Origin of the sequence: Nitratireductor sp. XY-223, from assembly GCF_004959855.1 — a bacterium.
Classification (GTDB): Bacteria; Pseudomonadota; Alphaproteobacteria; order Rhizobiales; family Rhizobiaceae; genus Hoeflea_A.
This window is the reverse complement of the sequence record NZ_SPNT01000002.1, coordinates 962,433-984,314: the sequence shown is the minus strand read 5'-3', so window position 1 is coordinate 984,314 and position 21,882 is coordinate 962,433. Positions and strand designations below refer to the sequence as shown.

The window sequence follows — 21,882 nt, the reverse complement described above, 5'->3', positions numbered from 1 at the left end:
TCAAGGGCAATACATATTCCGGTGAGAAAACCGTGATCGGCGCCGGCTCAGTCCGGCGCCGCCTCCAGCCGCCGGTAAAGGTCCATCATGATCGCGTCGCGGTTGACGTCGTAGGCCTCGCGCATCAGGTGGCGGCCCTCCGGGTGCTTCCAGTAGAGATCATCATCGAGCACCGGCGAGCGCACGAGCATGGTCGGCACCCATTCGGGATCGAACAGCCAGGCGATGTCGATCAGGTCCCACAACACCCAGCTGCGCTCCTCCGGATCGGTGATCGCAAACAATTCGTGCAGAGGATTGTGGGTGAAGAGATGGTGCAGGTAGGAGGCGATCGCACTCTTGCCGTGGACGAAACGATCCATCTCCGGAAGCGACATCTTAAGCTGGGCACCGACAAAATAACCGGGCAGATAGACGTGCGGCACGCCGCAATCGAAGATCAGGCTCGAGGCCAGTGGATCCTGAACCAGATTGAGCGATGGAGCGTTGCAGTGCGGCGAGTGGCTTGGATAGGCAGAGGTCCAGATGACAACGACATTGCGGATGATGTCCGGCGCCATCAGGAAAGCCGAAGCGATATTCGTGACCGCGCCCATGGCGCAGATGTAGAGCAGCTCGTCCGGCTTGGCCCGTGCACGTTCGATGATGAAATCTGCGGATGGCGAGGCGATCGGTTCGTCGAGCGATGTCAGATAGCCGGGCGATCCGCGGAACACCTTGCCTTCCGGCGAAACCCGGCATTCTTCATAGACCCTCAGGATTTCCTCATAGGAAAGCTCGGCACCCTCGTCGGGAGCGACGAACTTGATATCCTCGGCATCGCGGCCGGCGGCGATCACCCGTTCCGCCCAGCCGCGCAGGCTGCCGACCTTGTCGTCGCTTGCCGAACGCCCTTCCCGCAAATGGTTCACGCTCTCGATGATCGCATCGCGGTGGTGCTGGAAAGAAAACGGCACCGCAGTCACGCCTTCGAGATGCAGTCTGTCGGGCGACAGCAGCGCCCAGGCAATGGCGAACTGATCGTCGATTTCGTTCGCGGCATCGGTATCGATGATCACGCGGACCGGCTTGCCTGGGTGTTCCAGCCGTGCCTGCATCTCTTCGTCGCTGAGCTTGGGAAAACGTTCAAGGATATAATCGGGTGTCTTCATGGTCCCAGCCTTTCTGCCGGTTGGTCCGCCGGGTCACGGATTGTTCAGAGTTAATTTCCAAAGCCCTTGCCGAATGCCTCTTCCTTGATGAAGCGCTCCGAGATGATCAGCAAAATGATGCCCGGAAGCGACACGATCAGCGTGATCCCGGCCGCTGAGGCATCGAGTGTTCCGCCGGAGATCTTGGAAAACAGCAGTGTCGGCAAGGTGATGATCTTGCCCTGGCCCAGGAAGAAGGTGAGCAGGAAGATGTTGCTCGAGACCAGGAAGGTGAACAGCGCACCGGCCACGACGCCGGGCATCAGCATCGGCAGGGTCACCATGCGCAGGATCTGCCAGCGCGTCGCACCGAGGATCATCGCCTGTTCCTCGAATTCGCGCCCGAGCCCCTGATAGACCGCCGTCAGCATGCGTACCATGTAGGGGATGGTCGGAATCAGATGGGCGATGATGATGCCGAAATAGCTGCCGGCGAGCCCGAGATTGATGAAGATCATCAACAGCGCGATACCGATCGCCGCTTCCGGCACGATCAGCGGCAGCGACAGGAAGAACTCGAAGCTGCTTTTACCCCTGAAGCTCTCGCGCGCCAGCACCCGCGCTGCCGGCAGGCAGATCGCCAGGCAGATGACCGTCACCGCGAGGCCGATCACCATGGTGTTGAACGTCGCCTCATAGACCCGCGAATAGGGCGAAAGCACATAGTCCCAGGCAAGCGGGATCGGCGAGCGCTCGCGCTGTTCCATCCACCAGACCGTCGGCAGCAGATTGGGCCAGGCCCAGCGGAAGGCGAGGCTCTGGATGATCAGCGGAATGAAGGGGCCGACGATCAGCCCGGCAACCGCAATAAGATAAAAGCGCTGGAACGGCGACAGATGCGTGAAGGTGTTGGTGGCCTTGCGTGCCATGTCAGGCCCTCCCGCGCATGCGCTCATAGCGCCGGTAGACGGCCAGATACGCAAACAGGATGACGCCCGCAACAATGCCGATGGAAACCACCGTCGCCATGCCCTGGAGCTGGAAGGCGTAATTGGCGTCGTTGAAATAGCGCCAGGCAACAACCGGGAGCGTGTCGGGATATCCGCCGCCGAGAATGAAGGGCGCCTCGAACGCGCCGACGTTGAAGGCGAAGCAGATCAGGGTCGACGAGACGATCCCGGGCAGGATCTGCGGCAGCGTCACCGAAAAGAAGATCTGCCGCCGGGTCGCGCCGAGGATCGCCGCCGCTTCCTCCGTCTCGCGGCCGATGCCGAGCAGCACCGCGTAGATCGCCAGCGTCATGAACGGCACCTGTTTCCACACATAGACCGCCATGATGCCCCAGCCGTAGTGGGTCTTGAGGATCTGCGGGAAGTCGCCGGGATTGTCGATCATGCCGACGAGGGCCAGGAGGCGCGACAGGATGCCGCCGTTGCCGAGCATCAAGACGGCGAGCGCGATGCCCACCGTGTAAGGGATCATCAGCGGCAGCTTGTAGAGATATTTATAGAGTATCTTGCCGCGGAACGGCTTGATCAGCGCGAGGCTGAGCACGATCGCCATGATGAGGGCGATGATGGTCGATACGAAGCCGTAATAGAGCGTCAGGCCAAGCGACACCCAGAAGGCGGAGGATCCCCAAAGGGCGCCGAAATAGGAAAAGTCCGGGAAGGTGTTGATGCCGAACCAGGGCGCGAATCCGAGGCTCTGCAGCAGTGCCAGCACCAGGGCGCCGCCAAACAGCACGAAAAGAACGATGACGATGGGCGCGAGTTCGGCAATGCGCATCAAAAGCGCGTTGCGCTGCGCGGCCGATCGGCGCTCCGATCGAATTTCGAGGGCTGTGTCCTGGGTTGCCATGGGTCCGTACGGGTGCTTGTGAGCCGGGCCGCCAATAGCGGCGGCCAGTAAGGATCGCAGGGCGCCGCCGGCGAACCGGCGGCGCGGCGATGGGCTATTGCGCCATCTGCTTGACCATCGTGTCGACGATCTCCTCGATCGAAGACGAAGACCCGCGCTCGATATATTCGAGCCACGTGGCCTCGATCACGTCGACAAGGCTGGCATTGGTGTCCGGCGCGACATTGGCGTCGAGCTCGGCCTGGGTCACGCCATAGAGCGGCGGCGCGGCGTCCTTGACCTTCGCCGCATCATCGGCGGACAGCTTCCAGACATCGATGCCGACCGGCATACCGGCGTTCTGCAGCTTCGAGGCCTGCGAGTCGACGGATGCCATGTAGTTCGCCAGCAGAAGCGCACTCGCCGGATTCGGGCTGTTCGCCGGGATGGCGAGATAGTTCTTGTTGGCAATCATCACGCCCTTCGGGAAGATGAACGCTTCGGCCTTTTCAGGATAAGCACCCGTCTGCAGGCCGGTGTGCACGGCATACAGGCCGAACTTGCAGTTGAAGTAGACCTCGCCGTTCAGGAACATGCCGTCCAGCGCAGCGATATCTTCCGGATAGCGCGGCTTGCCGCCATCGGCGTCGAGCAACAGGGGTTCGATCGACTTCAGATATTCCATGCCCGGCTTGATCAGGCGGGCAAGCTCGGCCGCGCCGAGATCGTCGATCGACTGCTGGAACGGGACGCCGCCATTGCCGTCCGGGTTAAAGGAATACATGACGGACTGCACGAAGGTGTTGCCGACCCAGTGCGGCGGCTTCACATAGGTGAACTTGCCGGGGTTCTTTTCCAGATACGCCTTCATTTCCTCAAAGGTCGAGGGCGTATCGGCGGCATCGACATACTGCCGGTTCACCGCGCAGACATATTGCTGCCCGGACCACGGAATCTCCTGGCTGTCCGTCGTGACGCCGAAATCGCGCAGGTTGAGCAGCGAACGCGGATCGTCAGGATTCCAGTCGAAATTGGCCGAATTCGGCACGCTCTCGGCAAAGGAGCCGAACAGCGCTTCCTGCTGTTTCAGCGTGTAGAAATTCTCGCCGTTCACCCAAACCGCATCGACGCTGCCTTCGCCAACGCCTTTGCCTGAGTTCTTTTCGGCAAGCACCAGGTCGATCGCATCCTTGGTCGAGGTTATGCGAACCGGGTTGAGCGTGACGCCGAGTTCCTTCATGGCCGGCGCGGCGACGCTGTCGATCCACACATTGATGGTGTCGCTGCCGCCCCAGTAGTAGAAATTGACCTTGCCTTCTTCGGCGGCCCGCTTCGAGACGTCTTCCCAGCTCAGCTTGCCGCCCAGAAAGTCGGTGCGGAACTGTTCCGCAGCCTCGTCACCGTGTGCCAGTGCCGTCGTCAAAACCAGCGCGCCCGCCGTCATGAGACCCTTGCGCAACGCGGTCTTCGATAATCCAGTCATGCTACTCCTCCCAGTTTTGGCGGCGTTCCCGCCACCGGTTCGCCTAGTTGGCCCGTTTCGGAAACAGCCAGATCCGGTCGCCCGGAAGCTGCAGGAAGACCCTGCTTCCCGGATCCAGCTTTTCCGTCGAATGCTCGTCGACATTGAGTTGATGGTCGCCCACCTGCACGGTGTAGGAAACGGTCGCACCGAAAAAGTCCGACGTACGGATCTCGCCCTCGACCTGGTTGGCGGCGCCGTCCTGCGGCTGTTTCAACAGCCGGATCGCTTCGCTGCGCACCATCACGTCGACCTGCTCCCCGGCATCGAACTGCTGGGTGCCCGTCACGGCAAGGTCTGCAAAGCCGGCTTTGACCACGCCGTCGCCGATTGTGCCCTGAAAGATGTTGGATGCGCCCATGAATTTCGCAACGCTGATCTTGTCCGGCCGGTGATAGATGGCGTCAGGCGTATCGAACTGCTCCAGGCGTCCGTCGAAAAGCACCGCGACCCGGTCGGACAGCTCCATCGCCTCGACCTGGTCGTGGGTGACGAATATCGTCGTGATGTTGAACCGCTGCTGCAGATCGCGGATGAAGCGCCGCATCTCGCCGCGCAGGTTCGTGTCCAGATTGGCAAGCGGCTCATCCATCATCAGCACCGAGGGCTTGGTGATCAGCGTGCGGGCGATGGCGACCCGCTGCATTTGCCCGCCCGAGAGCTGCGCCGGGAACCGGTGGCGGAACTGGGTCAGTTGCACGATGTCGAGGATTTCCTCGAGACGCGCCTCAACTTCCTCGGCCGGGATATTGCGCACGCGCAGGCCGAAAGTGATGTTCTTTTCGACATTCATGTGCGGGAAAAGCGCGTAGCGCTGGAACACCATGCCGACGTTGCGGTCGCGCACAGGAACGTCCGAAACGTCCTTGCCGTCGAACAGGATCTCGCCGTCGGTCGGATTGTCGAGACCCGAAATCATGCGCAGTGTCGTGGTCTTGCCGCAGCCGGACGGGCCGAGCAGTGCGACAAGCTCGCCCGAGGCGATGTTCAGATCGATATGCTCGAGCGCGACGAAGGAGCCGAACTCCTTTCTGACGGCTCGAAGTTGAACCTGCGTCACCGGATCAGCGCCGCTTCGGGCGGCGATCGTCCATGCGCCGTTTCGGTTCGAATTCTGACTTCACCAGGTCCTCCCACCCAAAATTTGATATAACAAAATGAGTAATATCAATTTGCATTGATGTCAACAAATTCGTTCCATCCAAACCCGCCGTCACGACATCCCGAGCCGGGCGCCCGACAGCGATCCGATTCACCCTCGCAGCGGTTGCAAAACCCCCGCGAATCCAATCATTTGCCGCATTTGGTTTCCGTCCCTCGAAGGCTGCTCCACCAGCCGTTCAGGGGGCTCTGTACACGTGCTTCCGTGCCGTCAGCCGCTCGAGCGGTCGAAGACCCGCCCAGGCGGCAAATTCCGCAAGCACCGTATGATGGTGCCCCGGGACGAGGACGAAATGATGTTCGATCCCGTGCCCCATGACCGTCGAGATCACGTCGTCGAGCGAGGCCGCTTGCGCGTCGATTGAAAAGTCGCGCAGCCAGCCCCGGCAGCCGGTGAAGCCGGTCGGGGTGCGCCCGGCTACCCGGGCTTCCATTTCAAACAGTGTCGTCGCGTCGTCGGCAATACGAAAAGCGGTGACCGGCCCGTCCCTGAACACGAGCTCGCTGATGGTGCCGTAGCAGGCCCCGGCCTCGGTCCCGCGCCCGATCATCGGATGGTTGATCCAGGCGGCGCCGTTGTCGTCGGCCAGATAGAGCGGGCCGCCGCCGCCGTGCCACATCAGGAGATCGCCCTGTTCGAGGTCGGGCTCGGTCATGTCGAGAAGGTAGCCGACCTTGCCGGTCATGGATTTGGCGGCAAGCTGTGTGATGGCGCCGAGAAGATCGCCCTCGGATGCGACCGCCACGCCGTCGACCTCTTCAAGCCAGGTAAAGGCGGCACCCGGGTGGATTCCGGGATCCACCTGCAGCGCCGGCCAGTCGGAAACGGCCAGCGCCGCATAGTCCCCTTCATCGCAGATGTCGCGCAGCGCCAGCGCCGCCCGTGCGTTCAGCGTCAACTGCTCGTCGCTGACATCGCGAACCGTCGCCGCCGCCGTCATCTTCTCCACTTCCGCCACGGCGCGCGCCGCGTCGATCGCCGCCATGCGTCCCGTCAATTCGGTGATTTCGTGGGCGTCGACATCGATGCTGAATCGCCTTTTGAGGGTGTTGGCGGTGACCTCCATATTGTAGAAGGTCGGCGCCAGTCCGCCGATCATCGCCAGGCGACTGTGGGTGATGCTCTTGACCATGGCGAGTGCCCGCAGCGTTATTTTCAGCCGTTGCTGCAGTTCCGGGCTGCCCGGCGCGCCGAAATACCACTGGATCGGATTTGCCTTGAGGTCGCGCACCCCCTTGGCGATCGACATCGTCATGTTGAGCGACACGAAATTGTTCAGCTGTATGTCGCCCTCGAGGGTCGGTTCCGGCGTCGCCCAGGCGCCCATCGGCACGGGGACCGTCGCCAGTGTCTGCGCCACGTCCCCCATGGTGAAACCGCCGTGAATGAGCAGCAGGAAGTCGGCGCCCTCGGCGAGGCAGAAATCGGCGGCCCGGCGCGCTTCCGATCCGTTCATCGGCCGCTCGGGCGCGTTGACCATGCGCGCGCCCTCTGCCGCGCAAAGCTCTTCCAGAACCCGGCCGCAATTTTCGAAGACATTGTGCTCGTCCGGAAAATAGCTCGGCAGCGAAGCATGAATGACGCCGATCGTGACCGCTTCCTGCATCCTATCACTCCTGACTAGCGTGCCTGCCGCGAGGCCCCGGTGAGATTGAAACTGACCTTGCCGATGCGATAGACCTGCTCGTAGAACACGACGCCGCCGTCCTCGTCGAACGCGGTACAGGCCTGCACCAGAAGCGGGCGCCCCGGTTCGATGTGCAGGTATTTGGCGACATCCGCCGGCGCCCCGGCCGGGCTGATGTCCTCGCAGGCGGCGTTCCATTCAAGGCCGAAACGCTGCCGCAATATGCGCAGGATCGACTGTTCGTGACCGGTATTGGGGAAATCGTCCGCCGTCGCGTTCGAAAGCAGCCGTGCCGGAACCCAGGTCCGCACCAGCATCTGCGGTACGTCGTCGACGAGCCGCAGGCGCTCGATGCAGGTCAGCCGCTCGTCCTGCAGTTCGCCGATCAGTTCCTCGCCATGGGCGCCAGCCTCCAACGTCGAGATGCGGATCAACCGGGACGACGGTTCACGGCCGGCCCGCAGCATGGCATCGGTAAAGGACGAAAGGCACATGGACGAGGGCGGCGACAGCGAGATGACCGTGTAGCCGCTGCCCTGCCGGCGCTCCAGGAAACCTTCATTGACCAGCATGTCGAGCGAGCGGCGGATGGTGACCCGGCTGATGTCGAACGTCTTCGCCAGTTCGTCCTCGGTCGGCAGCCGCCCGCCGATCGGATAGCGCCCCGACACCAGGCGGCTCAGCAACGCGCCATAAGCGACTTTGTATTTCGGTTCCGCACGCGCTTCCAAGGATCAGGCCTCCCTCATTCGTTGCATACCAATTTGTATGACCGAATGCGGCATGTCAAACCACCCAGACGCTTTTGGTCTGTGAATAGAGGGCGATGGCGTCGGCGCCCATTTCGCGGCCGTAGCCGCTCTGCTTCATTCCGCCGAAAGGCGAGGCGGCGTCCGTCTCGCCCCAGCAATTGATCCAGATCGTGCCGGCTTTCAGCCGCTCGGCGAGCGTCCGCGCCCGGGTGACGTCCTGGGTCCACAGGCCCGCCGCCAGCCCGTATTCGGTATCGTTGGCGCGCCCGATCACCTCGGCCTCATCGTCGAAGGGCAGAACGCACAGCACCGGGCCGAAGATCTCTTCGCGGGCAACCCGCATGTCGTCGGTGACGCCGGTGAGGATCGTCGGCGCGACGAAATAGCCGGTGTCGCCGAGCCGGCCGCCGCCGGCAACGCATTCGGCGCCCTCCGAGACGCCGCTGTCGATATAGCCGGTGACGGTCCGCATCTGCCGCTCGCTGATGACCGGCCCGAGATCGTGGGCGGTCTCGGCCATGCCGGGCCCGACCGATACCTGTGATGCGAGCGCGACAAGCCCTTCCAGCACCTGCTCGAAGACGGGGCGCTGCACGTAGAGCCGCGCACCGGCCGTGCAGGACTGGCCGTTATTGCCGAACAGCGCCCAGAAGGCACCGGGCACCGCCTTTTCCAGATCGGCGTCGGCGAAGAGAATATTCGCGGCCTTGCCGCCGAGTTCGAGCGACACTTTCTTCAGGTTACCCATCGAGGCTTCGACGATGCGCCGCCCGGTCGCCGTGCTTCCGGTGAAGCCGATCTTGCCGACGCCCGGATGAGCGGCAAGGGCCGCGCCGGCCTCGGTCCCGATACCGGGAATGACGTTGAGGACGCCTTCGGGGAAGCCCGCCTCGAGCGCCAGGTCGGCAAGGTAGAGCGCACTGAGCGGCGTCTGCTCCGCCGGCTTCATGACGATCGCGTTGCCGGCGGCAAGCGCCGGTGCGATTTTCCAGACCGCCATCAGCAACGGATAGTTCCACGGCGCAATCAGGCCGCAGACGCCGACCGGCTCGATCCGCGTGTAGTTGAACCGGTCCGGCACCGACACGGGGATCGTCGCGCCCTCTATCTTGCTCGGCCAGCCGGCGAAGTAGCGCAGGTGCCGCGCCGAATAGGCGGCATCGACATCGCGCGCGACGGCGAAGGGTTTGCCATTGTCGAGGGCGTCGAGCTGACCGAAGATGCCGGCCCGTTCGTCGACAAGTTCGGCCAGCCGCCAGATGCATTGCGAGCGCTCATCCGGCGTCATCGCGGACCATGGTCCCTCATAGGCCGCGCGTGCGGCCGTAACGGCAAGGTCGACCTCCCGCGCACCGGCCCCGGCAACATTGCACAAAGGTGATCCGAAGGACGGATCGATGACCTCGATTGTGCCGTCCGTGTCGACCGTACCGCCGCCGATACGCAGCGACAGGGGGCCCTTCAGAAAGGCCTCGACTTCCGGCAGGAGGGGCATGAGGTCCGTCATAACGCCGCCTTCAACCGCTGGAGCCGTCGCCGGCCCTCGCCCATCAGCCACTCGGTCAGCCGCCTATGGCCGCCCTTGCCGAACTCGGTCACCGCGTCCGACCAGATGGCCCGCCCGCACATGAACCCGGCAGCATCGACACCCGCCTCGCGCGCCAGCTTCAGGGACTGTTCGAACCAGTCGAACGAAACGCCCGCGCTCAGATAAACGAGCGAGATCGGACCGGCTGCGTCCGCGGCCTCGCGGAACCGCTCGAGCGCCCAGCCGCGATCGAATTCACCGCTGCCGTATCCGTCCACGAATGCAAGATTGACCGGGATTTCGACCTTCAGTACGTCGACTCCGAAATCCGGATCGGCATAGACGGCGGTCGCCTCGCGCACGAGGTCCGGTTTCAGGCGGGCGAACGCCAGCGACGCGGAATCGGTCACCTCTTCGTCGTAGACGATCGGCTCGAACAGGAACTCGATGCCGTGATCGGCGCATTGCCGGCCGATATCGCGGACGAGCGCATGTTTCTTTTCGTTGGTTTCAGCCGAGCCGCGCGGCGCGTAGTAGAGGAAGAACTTCAGCCGTCGCACGCCAAGTTCCGCGTAGTCGGCAACGCTCAGGTTGTCGGGGAGAACGGTGATGCGCTCGCTTGTCACGATGCGGTAGACGTCCGCCTCGTAGGCGAGCAGCTTTTCGCAGGCCGGATCGTAGTGCGGCAGCAACCGGCGGCCATATTCCGCATCGACCAATAGGACGGAAGCCTCAGGGCTCAGGCATTCGACGACCGCCTTCTTGAAATCGAACAGGTCGGTGTCGCGCGCGTCCGGCCCGCGCGCCTCGGCGATGGCTGCTTGCAGGCCGCTGCCCTGGTCGACAGCGACGCCATACATGGGCGATTGCGGTGCCGGTTTTTGCTGACCCATGACGCGCCCCGCTTAGTCCCGTTTGATCGCCGGAAAATGCGGCGTGTCTGAAGGCGCGCACCAGAGCCGCAGCATCTCGGCGGTCGGCGTCAGCAGCGAGATCGAGAACCCGCCCATTTCCTGCGTCGTCACATAGGTGCCGACCATCGGCGCCACCGCTGATAGTCCGCGTGCCTTCAGCGCCGTTTCGGTCTCGCGGTATACGGTCAGCAGTTCCATGAGCGTTGTTCCGCCCATGCCGTTGACGATGACCGCGACCGCATCACCCGCCGGCACCGGCCTGTCGTCCAGCAGCGCCTCGACCATGGTTTCGACGAGGCCCGAGACCGGGCCGTATTTGGCCTTGCCGATCCCCGGCTCGCCATGAACGCCCATGCCGAGATAGATCTCGTCGTCGGGCAGCGAGAACATCGCCTTTCCGGTGAGCGGCGATATTCCGGGGCTCACCGCCGCCGCCAGCGTGCGCGTATTGTCCCGCACCGCCTCGCCCAGTTCGAAGAGCGGCCCCAGCGCCATGCCCTCTTCCGCTGCCGCCCCGAGGATCTTGTAGATGAACATGGTTCCGGGCGCGCCGCGCCGCTCTGTTTCCTCGCCCTTGGGGGCCGAGGAAATGTCGTCATACATGAACAGCGGCCTGACCGTGTGTCCGGCCTCTTCGGCCAGCATCGCCGCAGCGCCGCCATTGATCACGTCGCCGGAATGCTGCGAGATGAGCAGGATCGAGCCGGCGGCGCCGCAAACCTCCGCGATGCCGTCGAGGATCAGGTCCGCGGACGGTGCCGCGAAGACATCGCCGACGACATTGGCGTCGAGCAGCCCCTCGCCGACGAAACCCATGGCGATCGGCTCGTGGCCGGAACCGTTGCCGATGAGCAGTGTCACCTTGGCGTCGCTGTCCTTGGGCTGCCTGCGCACGACGATGCGGCTGTCGTTTTCGCCGCGCTTGACCTGCGGGTAGACGGCGACAAATCCGTCTATCATGTCGTCGACCATGCGCTCCTGGCTGTTGAAGAGTTTCTTCACCGCTGCTCCTCCTCGCCGGCCAGCACACCGAGGATCAGGCAGACCGAGGCCGCGCCCGGATCCACGTGCCCCCTGCCCGCGTCTTCGACATAGCGGGCGCGACCGCGCCGCGCCGCCAGGTCGCGGGTCGCTTCGCGGCCCGCAGTGGCGGCGGCAACAGCGGCGCCGATGCCCCGCCCGGCATCGAGCGCCGACACGGCCGGCTCCAGCGAGTCGACCATGCTCTTGTCTCCTTGAGCGACCTTCCCGAGCTCCTTGATGCGCTCGAGGCTGCGCCGCAGATGCGCGGCCAGCGACCGCTCGCTGCCCGAAAGATGAAGCTCGATCTCGTGCAGGATCAGGCCGAACAGCGTTCCCGACGCCCCGCCCGATGCGCGCATGAACGCCTTCGCCTGTAGCCCGTCCCCGGCCTTGGCGGCGGCCGTCAGGCCGCGCAGCATGGTGCTGCCGTGATCGCCGTCGCCGATCGCCGCGTCGAGATCGTTGAGGCGTTCCTGCTCGTCTGTGTACAGGGCCTCCAGTTTTTCGAAAAACCGCCGCGCCGTCATTGGAACGTCGCCTTCATGAACTGCAGCGCCTGCCGGGCCGCCTCGGTGGGATCCGGCTCCAGGGCACGCCAGATGTTCAGATCCGCACTGGTCGGATGGCCGGGCACCACGAACATTTCGGCGGTGACCCAGCCGTCATAGCCGATGTCGCGCAGCGCGCCGGCGGCGCCGGAAAAATCGAAGTGCCCGTTGCCGGGCGTTCCCCGGTCATTGTCGGAGACATGGAAGTGCACAAGCCGCTTGCCGGCCGCGCGAATGGAAGCCGGCGGGTCCTTGTCCTCGATATTGAGGTGGAACGTGTCGAGCAGCAGGCCGATCCGGGGCGAACCGACGGCATCGACATAGGCGATGCCCTCCTGCGCGGTGTTGATGAGGTCGGTCTCGAAACGGTTTATGACCTCGACGCCGAACACCACGCCCTCCTCGGACAACAGAGGGTCGATGCCGCCCAGCAGCGCCGCCGACCGTTCCGCCCGGCCCGCCTTGTCGCCGGGATCGAATACGCCCCAGGGCGCGGCGATAACGCCGGCAAGCTGTCTCGCACCGAGTGCCGCGGTGATCCTGACCGCATTTTTCAGCGCCGCCTGCGCCGCCTTGCGCATTTCGGGATCCGGGGATGTCGGGTCCTCATGCGCCCCGAGCCCCGTGGAGCAGGTGATTTCAAGCCCGCGGTCGCGGGCCGCCGCGTTCAGTGAGGCCGCCCGGTCGAGGGTAATTCCGAGCAATGAAATCTCGATGCCGTCGAACCCGAGCTCCGCGACTGTCGACATGATCGGCTCGATCTCGTCGGTCCAGCGGGTCATCCAGAGCCCGGAATGAATGCCGAATTTCATGTGCTCCACCCAATTTGTAAATACAGATTAGTACAATCAAATATCGCCGTCAACCGGCTTCCGCGGCCCTGAGCGCCTTGCGGTTGATCTTCCCGGAGGAAGTCATTTCGAAGCTGTCGACGAAGGCGATCTCGCGCGGTGCCTTGTAGGGCGCGAGCCGGTTGCGCACGTGCTCGGTCAGTTCCTTCTCGAGCCCAGGCTGTGCGGCATAGTCCCTGGCCAGCCGGATGAAGGCTTTGACGATCGCGCCGCGCTCCTTGTCGGGCTTGCCGATGACCGCCGCTTCCGCAACGGCGGGGTGGGCGATGAGGCACTCCTCGATTTCGGCCGGGCCGATGCGGAAACCGGACGATTTGATGAGATCGTCGGACCGGCCCTTGTACCAGAAATAGCCGTCGTCATCGCGCACCGCGAGATCGTGGGTGCGCATATAGGGGCCGAGGCGCAGCTCCGCTTCCTTGTCCGGATTGTTGAGATAGCCGAGATAACGCGTCGGTGCGTCGTCCGTTGTGACAATTTCGCCGATCTCGCCCGGCGCGACCGCCTGACCGTCCTGATCGACGAGGAGCACTTTGTGCCCGGGATAGGCGAGCCCCATCGATCCGGCCCGGCGCGGATAGATCCGGGCGCAGTTGCCGATCAGGTGATTGACCTCGGTCAGCCCGTAGAACTCGTTGCAGACGACGCGGAGGCTGTTTTCCGCCCATTCGAGGATCTCCGCCGCCAGCGCCTCACCGCCGGTGCAGATGACCCGCATCGAAAGATCGTGGTCCCTGTGCGGATCGGCGGTCTGCGCCAGCCGGCGGATCGCGCTCGGCGCAAGGAACGTGTGCGTCACCTTGTGGCGGGCCATGAAGGCGAAGGCCCAGTCGGCCTTGAAGCGTGCCTCGGAGGTGACCACCTGCCGTCCCGCTAGCCAGGCCGGGAACAGCATGTCGAGGAGGCCGCCGACCCAGGCCCAGTCCGACGGCGACCAGAACACTGCGTCTTCGTCGCGTAGCGACAGGTTGAAGAACAGGTTGATCGACGGGCGGTAGGCGGCAAGGACCCGGTGGCCGTGCAGGATGCCCTTGGGCATGCCGGTCGATCCGGAGGTGTACATCAGGAGCGCCGGGTCGTCGGCACCGGTGAGTTCCGGCTCGAAGTCCGCCGGCGGCGGCGACCGAAGGACGGATGAAAGATCCTCTTCCGGCCCGAGGCTGGAGGAGACGAGGACATGCTTGAGATGCGGAAACAGGTCCTGCGCCTGTCCGCGCAGCGGTGCCCAGCCGGCTTCGGTCGTCAACAGGACTTCCGCCCGGCAGTCGTTCAGCGCATGGGCCAGCGTGTCCGGCCCGTAGAGCTGCGACAGCGTCACCGCCACCGCGCCGATCTTGCAGATGGCCATATGGGCGATTGCGGTTTCCGGGCGCATGCCGCAATGCAGCCCGACATAATCGCCGCGCCCGCAGCCAAGCGCGCGCAGCCGCGCAGCGAGCGCTGTCGCGGCGGCGTCCACCTCGGCAAAGGTGTAGTGGCTCATCGCGCCGTCCGGTTCCTCGATGCTGATCGCCCGCCGGTCGCGGTCAGCGGGGCCGAGATATCGCCCGACCGTCATCGAATAGATGTTGCTGTCCGGCGCAATGGCGATCCGCAGCTTGCCATCGGCTTGCTCGAGCCCGATTTCGGCAAGCGCGTCCGCGGACCATTCAGTCAATGGTTTCAATGGTTTCTCCCCGAATTTCTATGGTTATGGCAGGACGGTATTCGCCGGTGGCGCGCAACACGGCAGCTGTGCCCTCCCGACCGGGATTGTCGATGCGGCACACCGCCAGATTGTCGGCGCCGTCAAACCGCGCCAGCGCGAAGCCGCCGCCGAGACCGTAGGTGCGGTGGATGACGCTCGCACGCCCGGTGAGGGTCTTCCATCCGTACGTGGCGGGAAGATTGTCCTTGGTCTGGCAAGTGCAAACCCGTTCCGGCGGAAAAGTCACCCGGTCGCAGCGCCGGCATTGCCGTGCAAGCGCCGTGCCCTCGGACAGCCCCTCCAGATAGGGGCCGAGCGCGCCCTCGCCGAGATGATAGTCGAGTACGAGCTGGTATTTCATTGAGGCGCCTCCGTGAAGACCGTCACGGCGCAGACCGTGGCGACGCCGCCATGGGTATCGGCGATCGCGACACGCGGCGGATCGCGCAATTGCAGTCCCGAATGATACGTCCCTTCGATCTGCCGTACGCAGGTCACCGCCTGGGCGATACCCGTCGCACCGACCGGCGCGCCCTGCCCCATGAGCCCGCCCGACAGGTTGACCGGCAGTCGGCCGGACTGGGTAAAGCCGCCGGAGCGGAACTCGTCCATGAAATCCTGCGAAAGGCCGAGCGCTTCGATGGCCTGGAGCTGCGCGCCGGAATAGGCATCGTAGACTTCGGCCAGATCGATCTCCGTCTCCGGCCGGGCGATGCCGGCCATTTCGTAAGCGCGTTTTGCGGCAATCTGCTTACCGGCGAAATATCCGGGGTCGGCACGGTCGCCGAGCCGAACCCGGTCGCTGCCGGCGCCGATACCGGCAATGCGCGCGCATTGCCTGCGGCTCTGGGGCGCAGCATCTGGATGGCTCAGGATGAGTGCCGCCGCGCCGTCGCTCAACGGCGAACAGTCGAGGCGGGTATACGGGTCCGAGATCATCGGCGATTCGGCGACGTCGTCCAGCGTGATTTCCAGCGGCAGGTGGGCCAGCGGATTGTCGCAGGCATAGGTCCGGTTCAGCACCGCGATCGCGGCGAAATCCTCGAATGTCGCGCCGCATCGCGCCATGAAGGCCTTCGCCGAAAGGGCATAGAGCGCCGTTGCCGACACACCGGACATGCCGTCGGTCCAGGCATCGAACGAATAGCCGTAGAGTTCGGAGACGGCCGTGCCGCTGAGGTAGGAGGCGGATGGCTCGAAGCCGACCACCGCGACCCGGCGCGCGACGCCCGAACGGATGAGCGCGACGCCCGCGTGAACCGCGACCTGGCCGGACGCACCGCCGCCCTCGGCGCGCTGGCAGGCAACCCCGGCCAGCCCGAAATCATCGGCCAGCACCGAAGCCGGGTTGAGCTGCATGGAGAAATAGTCGCTCTCGCTGGCGACCACCAGCGCATCGATATCGCCGCGGCCGATCTGCGCCGCGACCAGCGCTTCTTCAAAGGCTTCCGAGGCCCAGTCGCGGAACCCGCTGCCGTCCTTGCGGCGGTTGAATGCGGTCATGCCTGTTCCGGCGACCAAGACCATAGCTCACTCCCTGTCGGAGTGAGCAAACGCGAGACGGTTCAATTTGTCAATACAAATTACTTAAGATGACCTGTCAAATCCGGTGCAACCGTCCACCTTCAATAGGGCAACCCCACGTAATTCTCGGCCAGGGCCGTCGAAGCGGCGTTCGAGTGCACGAGCTGGTAGAACTCCGCCTGCTGGATACGCCGGTCGAACGGGCTCATGTCCGGGAAGCGGTGCATGACGCTGGTCATCCACCAGGAAAACCGCTCGGCGTTCCAGATACGGTGCAGCGCCTTTTGCGAATAGACATCCAGCCCGGCGTTGGAATTGTCCAGATAGTGCTCGCGCAGGCCCTCGAAGAGATAGTGCACGTCGCTCGCCGCCAGATTGAGCCCCTTGGCGCCGGTCGGCGGCACGATGTGGGCGGCGTCGCCGGCCAGGAACAGCCGGCCGAAACGCATCGGCTCGGAGACGACGGACCGAAGCGGCGCAATGGACATTTCAAGCGCCGGACCGGTGATCACCTTCTGCGCCGTTTCATCGGGCAGCCGCCGCCGCAATTCGTCCCAGAACATGTCGGCGGTCCAGTCCTCGACATTCTCGCTGACGGCGCATTGCACGTAATACCGGCTGCGGGTCTCGGAGCGCTGCGAGCAGAGGGCGAAGCCGCGGCTGTGATTGACGTAGATAAGCTCGTGGTGCACCGGCGGCACGTCGGACAGCAGGCCCAGCCAGCCGAAGGGATAGACCTTCTCGAACGTTTTCATCGGGCCGTCCGACAGCACCTTGCGGCTGATGCCGTGGAAGCCGTCGCACCCGGCGATGTAGTCGCAATCGATGCGCTGGCTCGTCCCGTCCTTGTCGAAGGTCACATAGGGCTTGCCGCCGTCGAAATCGTGCGGGTGAACGTTTTGCGCCTCGTATATGGTCTGCAGGCCCTCGGCCTGCCGCGCGTCCATCAGGTCATGGGTCATCTCAGTCTGGCCGTAGACATGGACACGCTTGCCGCCCGAGAGGTTGAACAGGTCGATCCGGTGCACCTCGTCGTCGAACACCATGTCGAAACCGTCATGCAGCAGGTTCTCGCGCTTCATGCGGTCGCCGACGCCGGCCTTCTCCATCAGCCAGGCGGTGCCTTCCTCAAGCACGCCGGCGCGGATGCGGCCCAGTATGTGCTCCCGGCTGACCCGGTCGAGAATGATGTTGTCGATTCCCGCCTTGTAGAGGAGTTGACCGAGCAGCAAGCCCGACGGTCCCGACCCGATGATGACGACCTGTGTGCGCATGGTTAGACCTCCCTGACCGGTTGTTTTCTGCCGTATCGGACGGCAACCGCCGCCAGCATGACGACCGCCAGCGCGAACATCAGCGTCGCCATTCCGACCGCATTGTCATTGCCGAAGATGACGAGGACGGAGACCAGCAATGCGCCGCCGAGCTGGCTGACGAAACCGAACAGCGAAGCGGCGAATCCGGCGCGCTCGTGGTGCGGATCGAGCACCAGGCTCGTGGCGTTTGAGTAGAAGACGAGATAGGCGCCGTTCGGAATCGCGAACAGGATCGGCAGCAGGAAGACGACCAGCAGATCGCCGACGGCCAGCGCCAGGTAAAGCCCGGACATGACCGCCATCACCGCGCTCGAGACGACGACGGCGCCGATGACTCCCATGGAGTTGATCAGCCGCCGGTTGATGAACTGGCCGCATATGATCCCGACACCGTGGATGGCGAAAAGGCCGGCAAAGGCCAGGCCGGTGATGCCGAACTCGGTTTCGTAGACCGCCGGCGCGCCCGTCAGGATGAGCAGCATGAACGCCATCGCCAGCGTCGACACGATGAGGAAGAAACACGACTGGGGATGCGAGAAAAGCGCCGCCATGTTCGACCGGATCCGCGCCGGGCGCAGGGCGTGCACGTTCGGTTCCGCCAGGGTCTCCCGGAAGAAGGCCAGCATCACGATGAGCACCGCGGTGAGGCATGCCAGTCCGACGAAGATGTACCGCCATCCCACGAGATCGATAATGACGGCGCCGAGCAGCGGCGCCAGCATCGGGCCGACTGCGAAGACGGCGGAAGCCATTGCCATGTTGCGCGCCAGCTCGCGGCCCGAAAACAGGTCCCGCAGGATCGCCCGGCAGATGACGATCGCCGAGGCGGCGCCGAGCCCCTGCAGCACGCGGGCAAGAAGAAGCAGTTCGATATTCGGCGCGAAGACCGCGAGGAACTGGCCGACAAGAAGGCCGGACAGACCGAAGGCGAGGGTGATCTTGCGGCCGTATCGGTCCGAGACCGACCCCCAGACGAGCTGTCCGCATCCGGCCGCGAAGATATAGGCCGTGACGGTCCATTGAACCTGCGCGAAACCGGTCGAAAATTGCGCCATCATTGCCGGAAAGGCCGGCAGGGTGATGTCGACGGAAAACGCTGAAATGGACATCAGCAGCCCGCAATAGACGACGATCAGGCGCTGGCTCATCATCGGCCGTCACCGCCGCTGCCGGCATCGCCGAAGGCCTCGATACCGTCGCACACACGGCGCGCATTGGTGAGCGCAGCGCCCGCCGCAACAGCCATCTGCGGCAACAGCATCCACTCGAGCGTCCAGGCGCTGCCGGAGCGCTCGTACTCGTGAACGAGGGCCGAATGCATACCCGAGACGAGCGTCGCATTGAAGGCGGCGAGCGTTACCAGCGCTTCGGCGGCGACCGGGTTGTTCTTGTGCGCCATGGCGGAAGAGCCGCCGCCGCCGGCCAGCACTACGGCGCCGACTTCGTTCTGCGCCAGCAGGGTCACGTCCCTGCCGATCTTTCCGAGAGCGCCGGTCAGCTGCGAGAGCCAGCCCGCGAGCTCCACCAATGCCTGCCGGTCCGTGTGCCAGCAGCCGTCGGAAGCAAGGCCGAGTTCGGCCGCCATGCGGTCCGCCACCGCCTGTTTTTTCTCGCCCAGGCTTTCGAGCGTGCCGACGGGGCCGCCGAGCTGCAGGCGCAGGACCCTTGCGCCGATGGGATCGATCTCCGCCCGCAGCGCCGTAAGCGGCCGGCGCCAGGCGGCGATCTTGTCCGCAACTCGCACCGGCAACGCCTGCTGCATGCGTGTATGCGCCATCAGCCGGTTCCCGCCGAACCGGTCGGCAAGACCGGCCAAGAGGCCGTCGAGCGCATCGAGACGTTCCGACAGGATGGAGATCACCTGCTGCAGCCGCAGGACCAGGGCGGTGTCGATCACATCCTGGCTGGTCGCTCCGAAATGAACATGGGCGGCATGTTCCGGATCCAGCGCGGCGCGCAACTGCCGTATCAGTTCCGGGACGCACACCCCGTCTTTCGTCGCCGCTTGCTTCAGCAGGCCGATGTCGGGGCTGAGCCCTTCGCAGGCCTTGCCGATCGCCTCGGCCGCGGCCTGCGGAATGACACCCTCACCGGCCTCCGCGGAAGAAAGCGCCGCTTCAAAGCGCAGCATGGCAGTGATTTCAGCGGAAACGGAAAACTGCGCCGCGATCTTGTCGTTGCCCAGAAGCCCGGAAAGCACGGGATGCTCAAAGACCGAGATGCTCATCGATGCTCCCCTTTCCTCGCAGTGAACGGCGCAACGTTCAGTGCGCCGTCGGATTGTCCTTCGGCAGCGTGTCGACGAACGCCCGGATAACGTCGGTCAGCGTCACCGGCTGCTCGATGCATGGCAGGTGGCCGGCATCCGGAATGACCTGGTAGCGCGCGTCCGGAATGAGCCTGGCCATCTCCCCGACGAGTTCGGGCGGCGTCGCGCCGTCCTGGTCGCCGACGATGCATATGCTGGGCACGGCAATGCGCTTGGCCTGCTCAGTGAAATCGGTGTCGCGGATGGCGGCGGCCGTTCCGGTGTAGCCGGCGACCGGCGTGCGGCACAGCATGTTGCGGTATCCGGCCAGCCCTTCCGGCTCTTCGGTGCGGTATCTGTGCGTGAACCAGCGTTCGAGGATGGCGTCCGAGATCGCCTCGATCCCGTCCTGCTCGATGGCCGCGATCCGCCCGTTCCAGAGTTCGTCCGTCCCGATCTTGTGGCCGGTGTCGCAAAGGATGAGCGCACACACTAGATCCGGGCGGCTGGCACAAAGGCCCTGCGCGATCAGTCCACCCACGGAGAGGCCGCAGATGATGGCATCCTTGACGTTGAGGAGATCGAGCAGTCCGGCGAGATCCGCGACATGATCGTCCATCCGGTAGGGCGCCGACCCGCTGTCGGACAGGCCGTGGCCGCGCTTGTCGTAGGTGACGATGGCGAAATCGCCGGCCAGCCGCACGATCACGTCGCGCCAGATCCTGAAGTCGGTTCCGAGCGAGTTGGAAAAGACGAGAACGGGCTTGCCCTCGGGCGCGCCGATCAGCTGGTAGTGCAGCGTGATGCCGTTGATATTCGCGAATTGCACCGGTATTTCCTCCGTTGAGGCATGAAAGCAGATTGAAATGGATAGGTAAAATCAAAAAACCCGGCATTTCCATACCGGGTTTGTTATGTTTTTGACAGACTTCCCCGCATTCAGGTGACTGCGCTCTTGACCATGAATTTGTCCTGACGCCACACCTCCGTCTCCAGGATTTCCCGCAGGTGCTCGACCGCGTCGTGCACGTCGACGAAGCGCACATAGAGCGGCGCGAAGCCGAACCGCAAGATATCCGGCGCCCTGAAATCGCCGACCACGCCGCGCGCGATGAGCGCCTGCATGATGGGGAAGGCATCCGGATGGGCGAAACACACCTGGCTGCCGCGGCGCGAAGCGTCACGCGGACTGGCAAGGGACAATCCGTACGTTCCGCAGCGCGCTTCGACCCGTTCGATGAACATTTCGCACAGCTTGACCGATTTCTCGCGCACCGCATCCATCGAGACCCGGCTCCAGATATCGAGCGCCGCATCGAGCGCCACCAGCGACAGGACAGGGGGTGTTCCGGTGAGGAACCGGTGGATCGTCGTCGCCGCCTCGAAGGTCGGCTTCATCTCGAACGGCGCCCGGTGGCCGAACCAGCCGGAAAGCGGCTGTGTCACATCGGCCTGCAGCCGCGGCGCCACATAGACGAATGCCGGCGCGCCGGGGCCGCCGTTGAGATATTTGTAGCCGCAGCCGATGGCAAAATCGGCATCGGCCGCGGCAAGGTCAACCGACAACGCGCCCGCCGAATGGGCAAGGTCCCACACCATGACGGCACCGGCCGCATGCGCCTTGCGGGTCACGTCCGCCATGTCGTGAACCTCTCCGGTGCGGTAATTCACATGCGTCAGCATGACCGCGGCGACATCCGCGTCGATCGCGGCATCGAGCTCATCGGCCGAATCGATCAGCCGCAGTTCATGCCCCTTGCCGGCAAAGGCGGCGAGCCCTTCGGCGATATAGAGATCGGTCGGGAAATTGCTGCGCTCCGAGACGATGACCCGGCGGTCCGGCCGCATCGAAACCGCTGCCGCCAGCACCTTGAACAGGTTGACCGACGTGGAGTCCGTCACCGCGACATCGTCCGCGCCGGCGCCGATCAGCGGCGCGATCTTCGCCCCGACGGTCTGCGGCAGACGGTACCAGTCCGCCGTGTTCCAGGAGGCGATGAGGTCCTGCGCCCACTCCGTTTCAAGACACCGCCGCACGCGGTCCGCGACACAGGTCTGCATCGGCCCCAGCGAATTGCCGTCCAGATAGATGAGGCCGTCGCGCAGCGTGAACTCTGCGCGCAGGGGCGCAAGCGGATCCTGCCGGTCAAGATTCAAGGCATCGTTGCGGTCCGTCACATTCGGTCTCCCGCTGAAGTTGAACAATATATT

The 21,882-nt window shown here is 64.2% G+C and carries 20 protein-coding genes; all 20 read right to left on the bottom strand.

Annotation, left to right across the window (positions count from 1 at the left end; translation table 11 throughout):
- Nucleotides 1-47 precede the first annotated feature (47 nt).
- Nucleotides 48-1,151: a nucleoside hydrolase gene (locus E4M07_RS11225; RefSeq protein ID WP_136658378.1), complete on the bottom strand. Its 1,104-nt coding sequence runs from the start codon at nt 1,149-1,151 to the stop codon at nt 48-50.
- A 50-nt stretch (nt 1,152-1,201) separates the two neighbouring features.
- The gene (locus E4M07_RS11220; protein ID WP_136658377.1) at nt 1,202-2,059 is read right to left on the bottom strand and encodes an ABC transporter permease; all 858 of its coding nucleotides are present in this window, start codon (nt 2,057-2,059) and stop codon (nt 1,202-1,204) included.
- A 1-nt stretch (nt 2,060) separates the two neighbouring features.
- Nucleotides 2,061-2,990 (bottom strand): sugar ABC transporter permease, encoded by a 930-nt coding sequence (locus E4M07_RS11215; protein WP_206057222.1) that lies wholly within the window; start codon nt 2,988-2,990, stop codon nt 2,061-2,063.
- Between the two features lie 94 nt (nt 2,991-3,084).
- Nucleotides 3,085-4,452 (bottom strand): ABC transporter substrate-binding protein, encoded by a 1,368-nt coding sequence (locus E4M07_RS11210; protein WP_136658376.1) that lies wholly within the window; start codon nt 4,450-4,452, stop codon nt 3,085-3,087.
- Nucleotides 4,453-4,495: 43 nt separating this feature from the next.
- On the bottom strand, nt 4,496-5,551 hold the full coding sequence (locus E4M07_RS11205; RefSeq protein WP_136658375.1) for an ABC transporter ATP-binding protein: 1,056 nt from the start codon (nt 5,549-5,551) through the stop codon (nt 4,496-4,498).
- A gap of 280 nt (nt 5,552-5,831) precedes the next feature.
- Complete coding sequence (locus tag E4M07_RS11200) at nt 5,832-7,259, bottom strand: hypothetical protein (RefSeq protein ID WP_136658374.1); 1,428 nt, start codon at nt 7,257-7,259, stop codon at nt 5,832-5,834.
- Nucleotides 7,260-7,273: 14 nt separating this feature from the next.
- Entirely contained in the window at nt 7,274-8,011 is a 738-nt protein-coding gene (locus E4M07_RS11195; protein WP_136658373.1) for a GntR family transcriptional regulator, read from the bottom strand.
- Between the two features lie 55 nt (nt 8,012-8,066).
- Nucleotides 8,067-9,539 carry an aldehyde dehydrogenase family protein gene (locus E4M07_RS11190; protein WP_136658372.1) on the bottom strand — a complete coding sequence of 491 codons (1,473 nt, stop codon included), beginning with the start codon at nt 9,537-9,539 and terminating at the stop codon, nt 8,067-8,069.
- On the bottom strand, nt 9,536-10,453 hold the full coding sequence (locus tag E4M07_RS11185) for a tagatose 1,6-diphosphate aldolase (protein WP_136658371.1): 918 nt from the start codon (nt 10,451-10,453) through the stop codon (nt 9,536-9,538). Before E4M07_RS11185 ends, E4M07_RS11190 begins: the two co-directional genes overlap by 4 nt.
- A gap of 12 nt (nt 10,454-10,465) precedes the next feature.
- Complete coding sequence (locus E4M07_RS11180) at nt 10,466-11,476, bottom strand: dihydroxyacetone kinase subunit DhaK (RefSeq protein WP_136658370.1); 1,011 nt, start codon at nt 11,474-11,476, stop codon at nt 10,466-10,468.
- Nucleotides 11,473-12,024 (bottom strand): DAK2 domain-containing protein, encoded by a 552-nt coding sequence (locus tag E4M07_RS11175; RefSeq protein WP_136658369.1) that lies wholly within the window; start codon nt 12,022-12,024, stop codon nt 11,473-11,475. The genes E4M07_RS11180 and E4M07_RS11175 overlap by 4 nt, the downstream gene beginning before the upstream one ends.
- Nucleotides 12,021-12,857: a sugar phosphate isomerase/epimerase family protein gene (locus E4M07_RS11170; protein WP_136658368.1), complete on the bottom strand. Its 837-nt coding sequence runs from the start codon at nt 12,855-12,857 to the stop codon at nt 12,021-12,023. Before E4M07_RS11170 ends, E4M07_RS11175 begins: the two co-directional genes overlap by 4 nt.
- A gap of 49 nt (nt 12,858-12,906) precedes the next feature.
- Nucleotides 12,907-14,562: an AMP-binding protein gene (locus tag E4M07_RS11165; RefSeq protein WP_136658367.1), complete on the bottom strand. Its 1,656-nt coding sequence runs from the start codon at nt 14,560-14,562 to the stop codon at nt 12,907-12,909.
- The gene (locus E4M07_RS11160) at nt 14,546-14,944 is read right to left on the bottom strand and encodes a zinc ribbon domain-containing protein (RefSeq protein WP_136658366.1); all 399 of its coding nucleotides are present in this window, start codon (nt 14,942-14,944) and stop codon (nt 14,546-14,548) included. The genes E4M07_RS11165 and E4M07_RS11160 overlap by 17 nt, the downstream gene beginning before the upstream one ends.
- The gene (locus E4M07_RS11155) at nt 14,941-16,110 is read right to left on the bottom strand and encodes a thiolase family protein (protein WP_136658365.1); all 1,170 of its coding nucleotides are present in this window, start codon (nt 16,108-16,110) and stop codon (nt 14,941-14,943) included. The genes E4M07_RS11160 and E4M07_RS11155 overlap by 4 nt, the downstream gene beginning before the upstream one ends.
- Before the next feature lie 98 nt (nt 16,111-16,208).
- Nucleotides 16,209-17,381, bottom strand: coding sequence for a 4-hydroxybenzoate 3-monooxygenase (gene pobA / locus E4M07_RS11150; protein ID WP_136658364.1), 1,173 nt, complete (start codon nt 17,379-17,381; stop codon nt 16,209-16,211).
- A 2-nt stretch (nt 17,382-17,383) separates the two neighbouring features.
- The gene (locus E4M07_RS11145; protein ID WP_136658363.1) at nt 17,384-18,574 is read right to left on the bottom strand and encodes an MFS transporter; all 1,191 of its coding nucleotides are present in this window, start codon (nt 18,572-18,574) and stop codon (nt 17,384-17,386) included.
- Nucleotides 18,571-19,650 carry a 3-carboxy-cis,cis-muconate cycloisomerase gene (locus E4M07_RS11140; RefSeq protein WP_136658362.1) on the bottom strand — a complete coding sequence of 360 codons (1,080 nt, stop codon included), beginning with the start codon at nt 19,648-19,650 and terminating at the stop codon, nt 18,571-18,573. The genes E4M07_RS11145 and E4M07_RS11140 overlap by 4 nt, the downstream gene beginning before the upstream one ends.
- Nucleotides 19,651-19,687: 37 nt before the next feature.
- The gene (pcaD, locus tag E4M07_RS11135) at nt 19,688-20,500 is read right to left on the bottom strand and encodes a 3-oxoadipate enol-lactonase (protein WP_136658361.1); all 813 of its coding nucleotides are present in this window, start codon (nt 20,498-20,500) and stop codon (nt 19,688-19,690) included.
- Nucleotides 20,501-20,610: 110 nt separating this feature from the next.
- Complete coding sequence (gene kynU / locus E4M07_RS11130) at nt 20,611-21,849, bottom strand: kynureninase (protein ID WP_136658360.1); 1,239 nt, start codon at nt 21,847-21,849, stop codon at nt 20,611-20,613.
- Between the last annotated feature and the right edge of the window lie 33 nt (nt 21,850-21,882).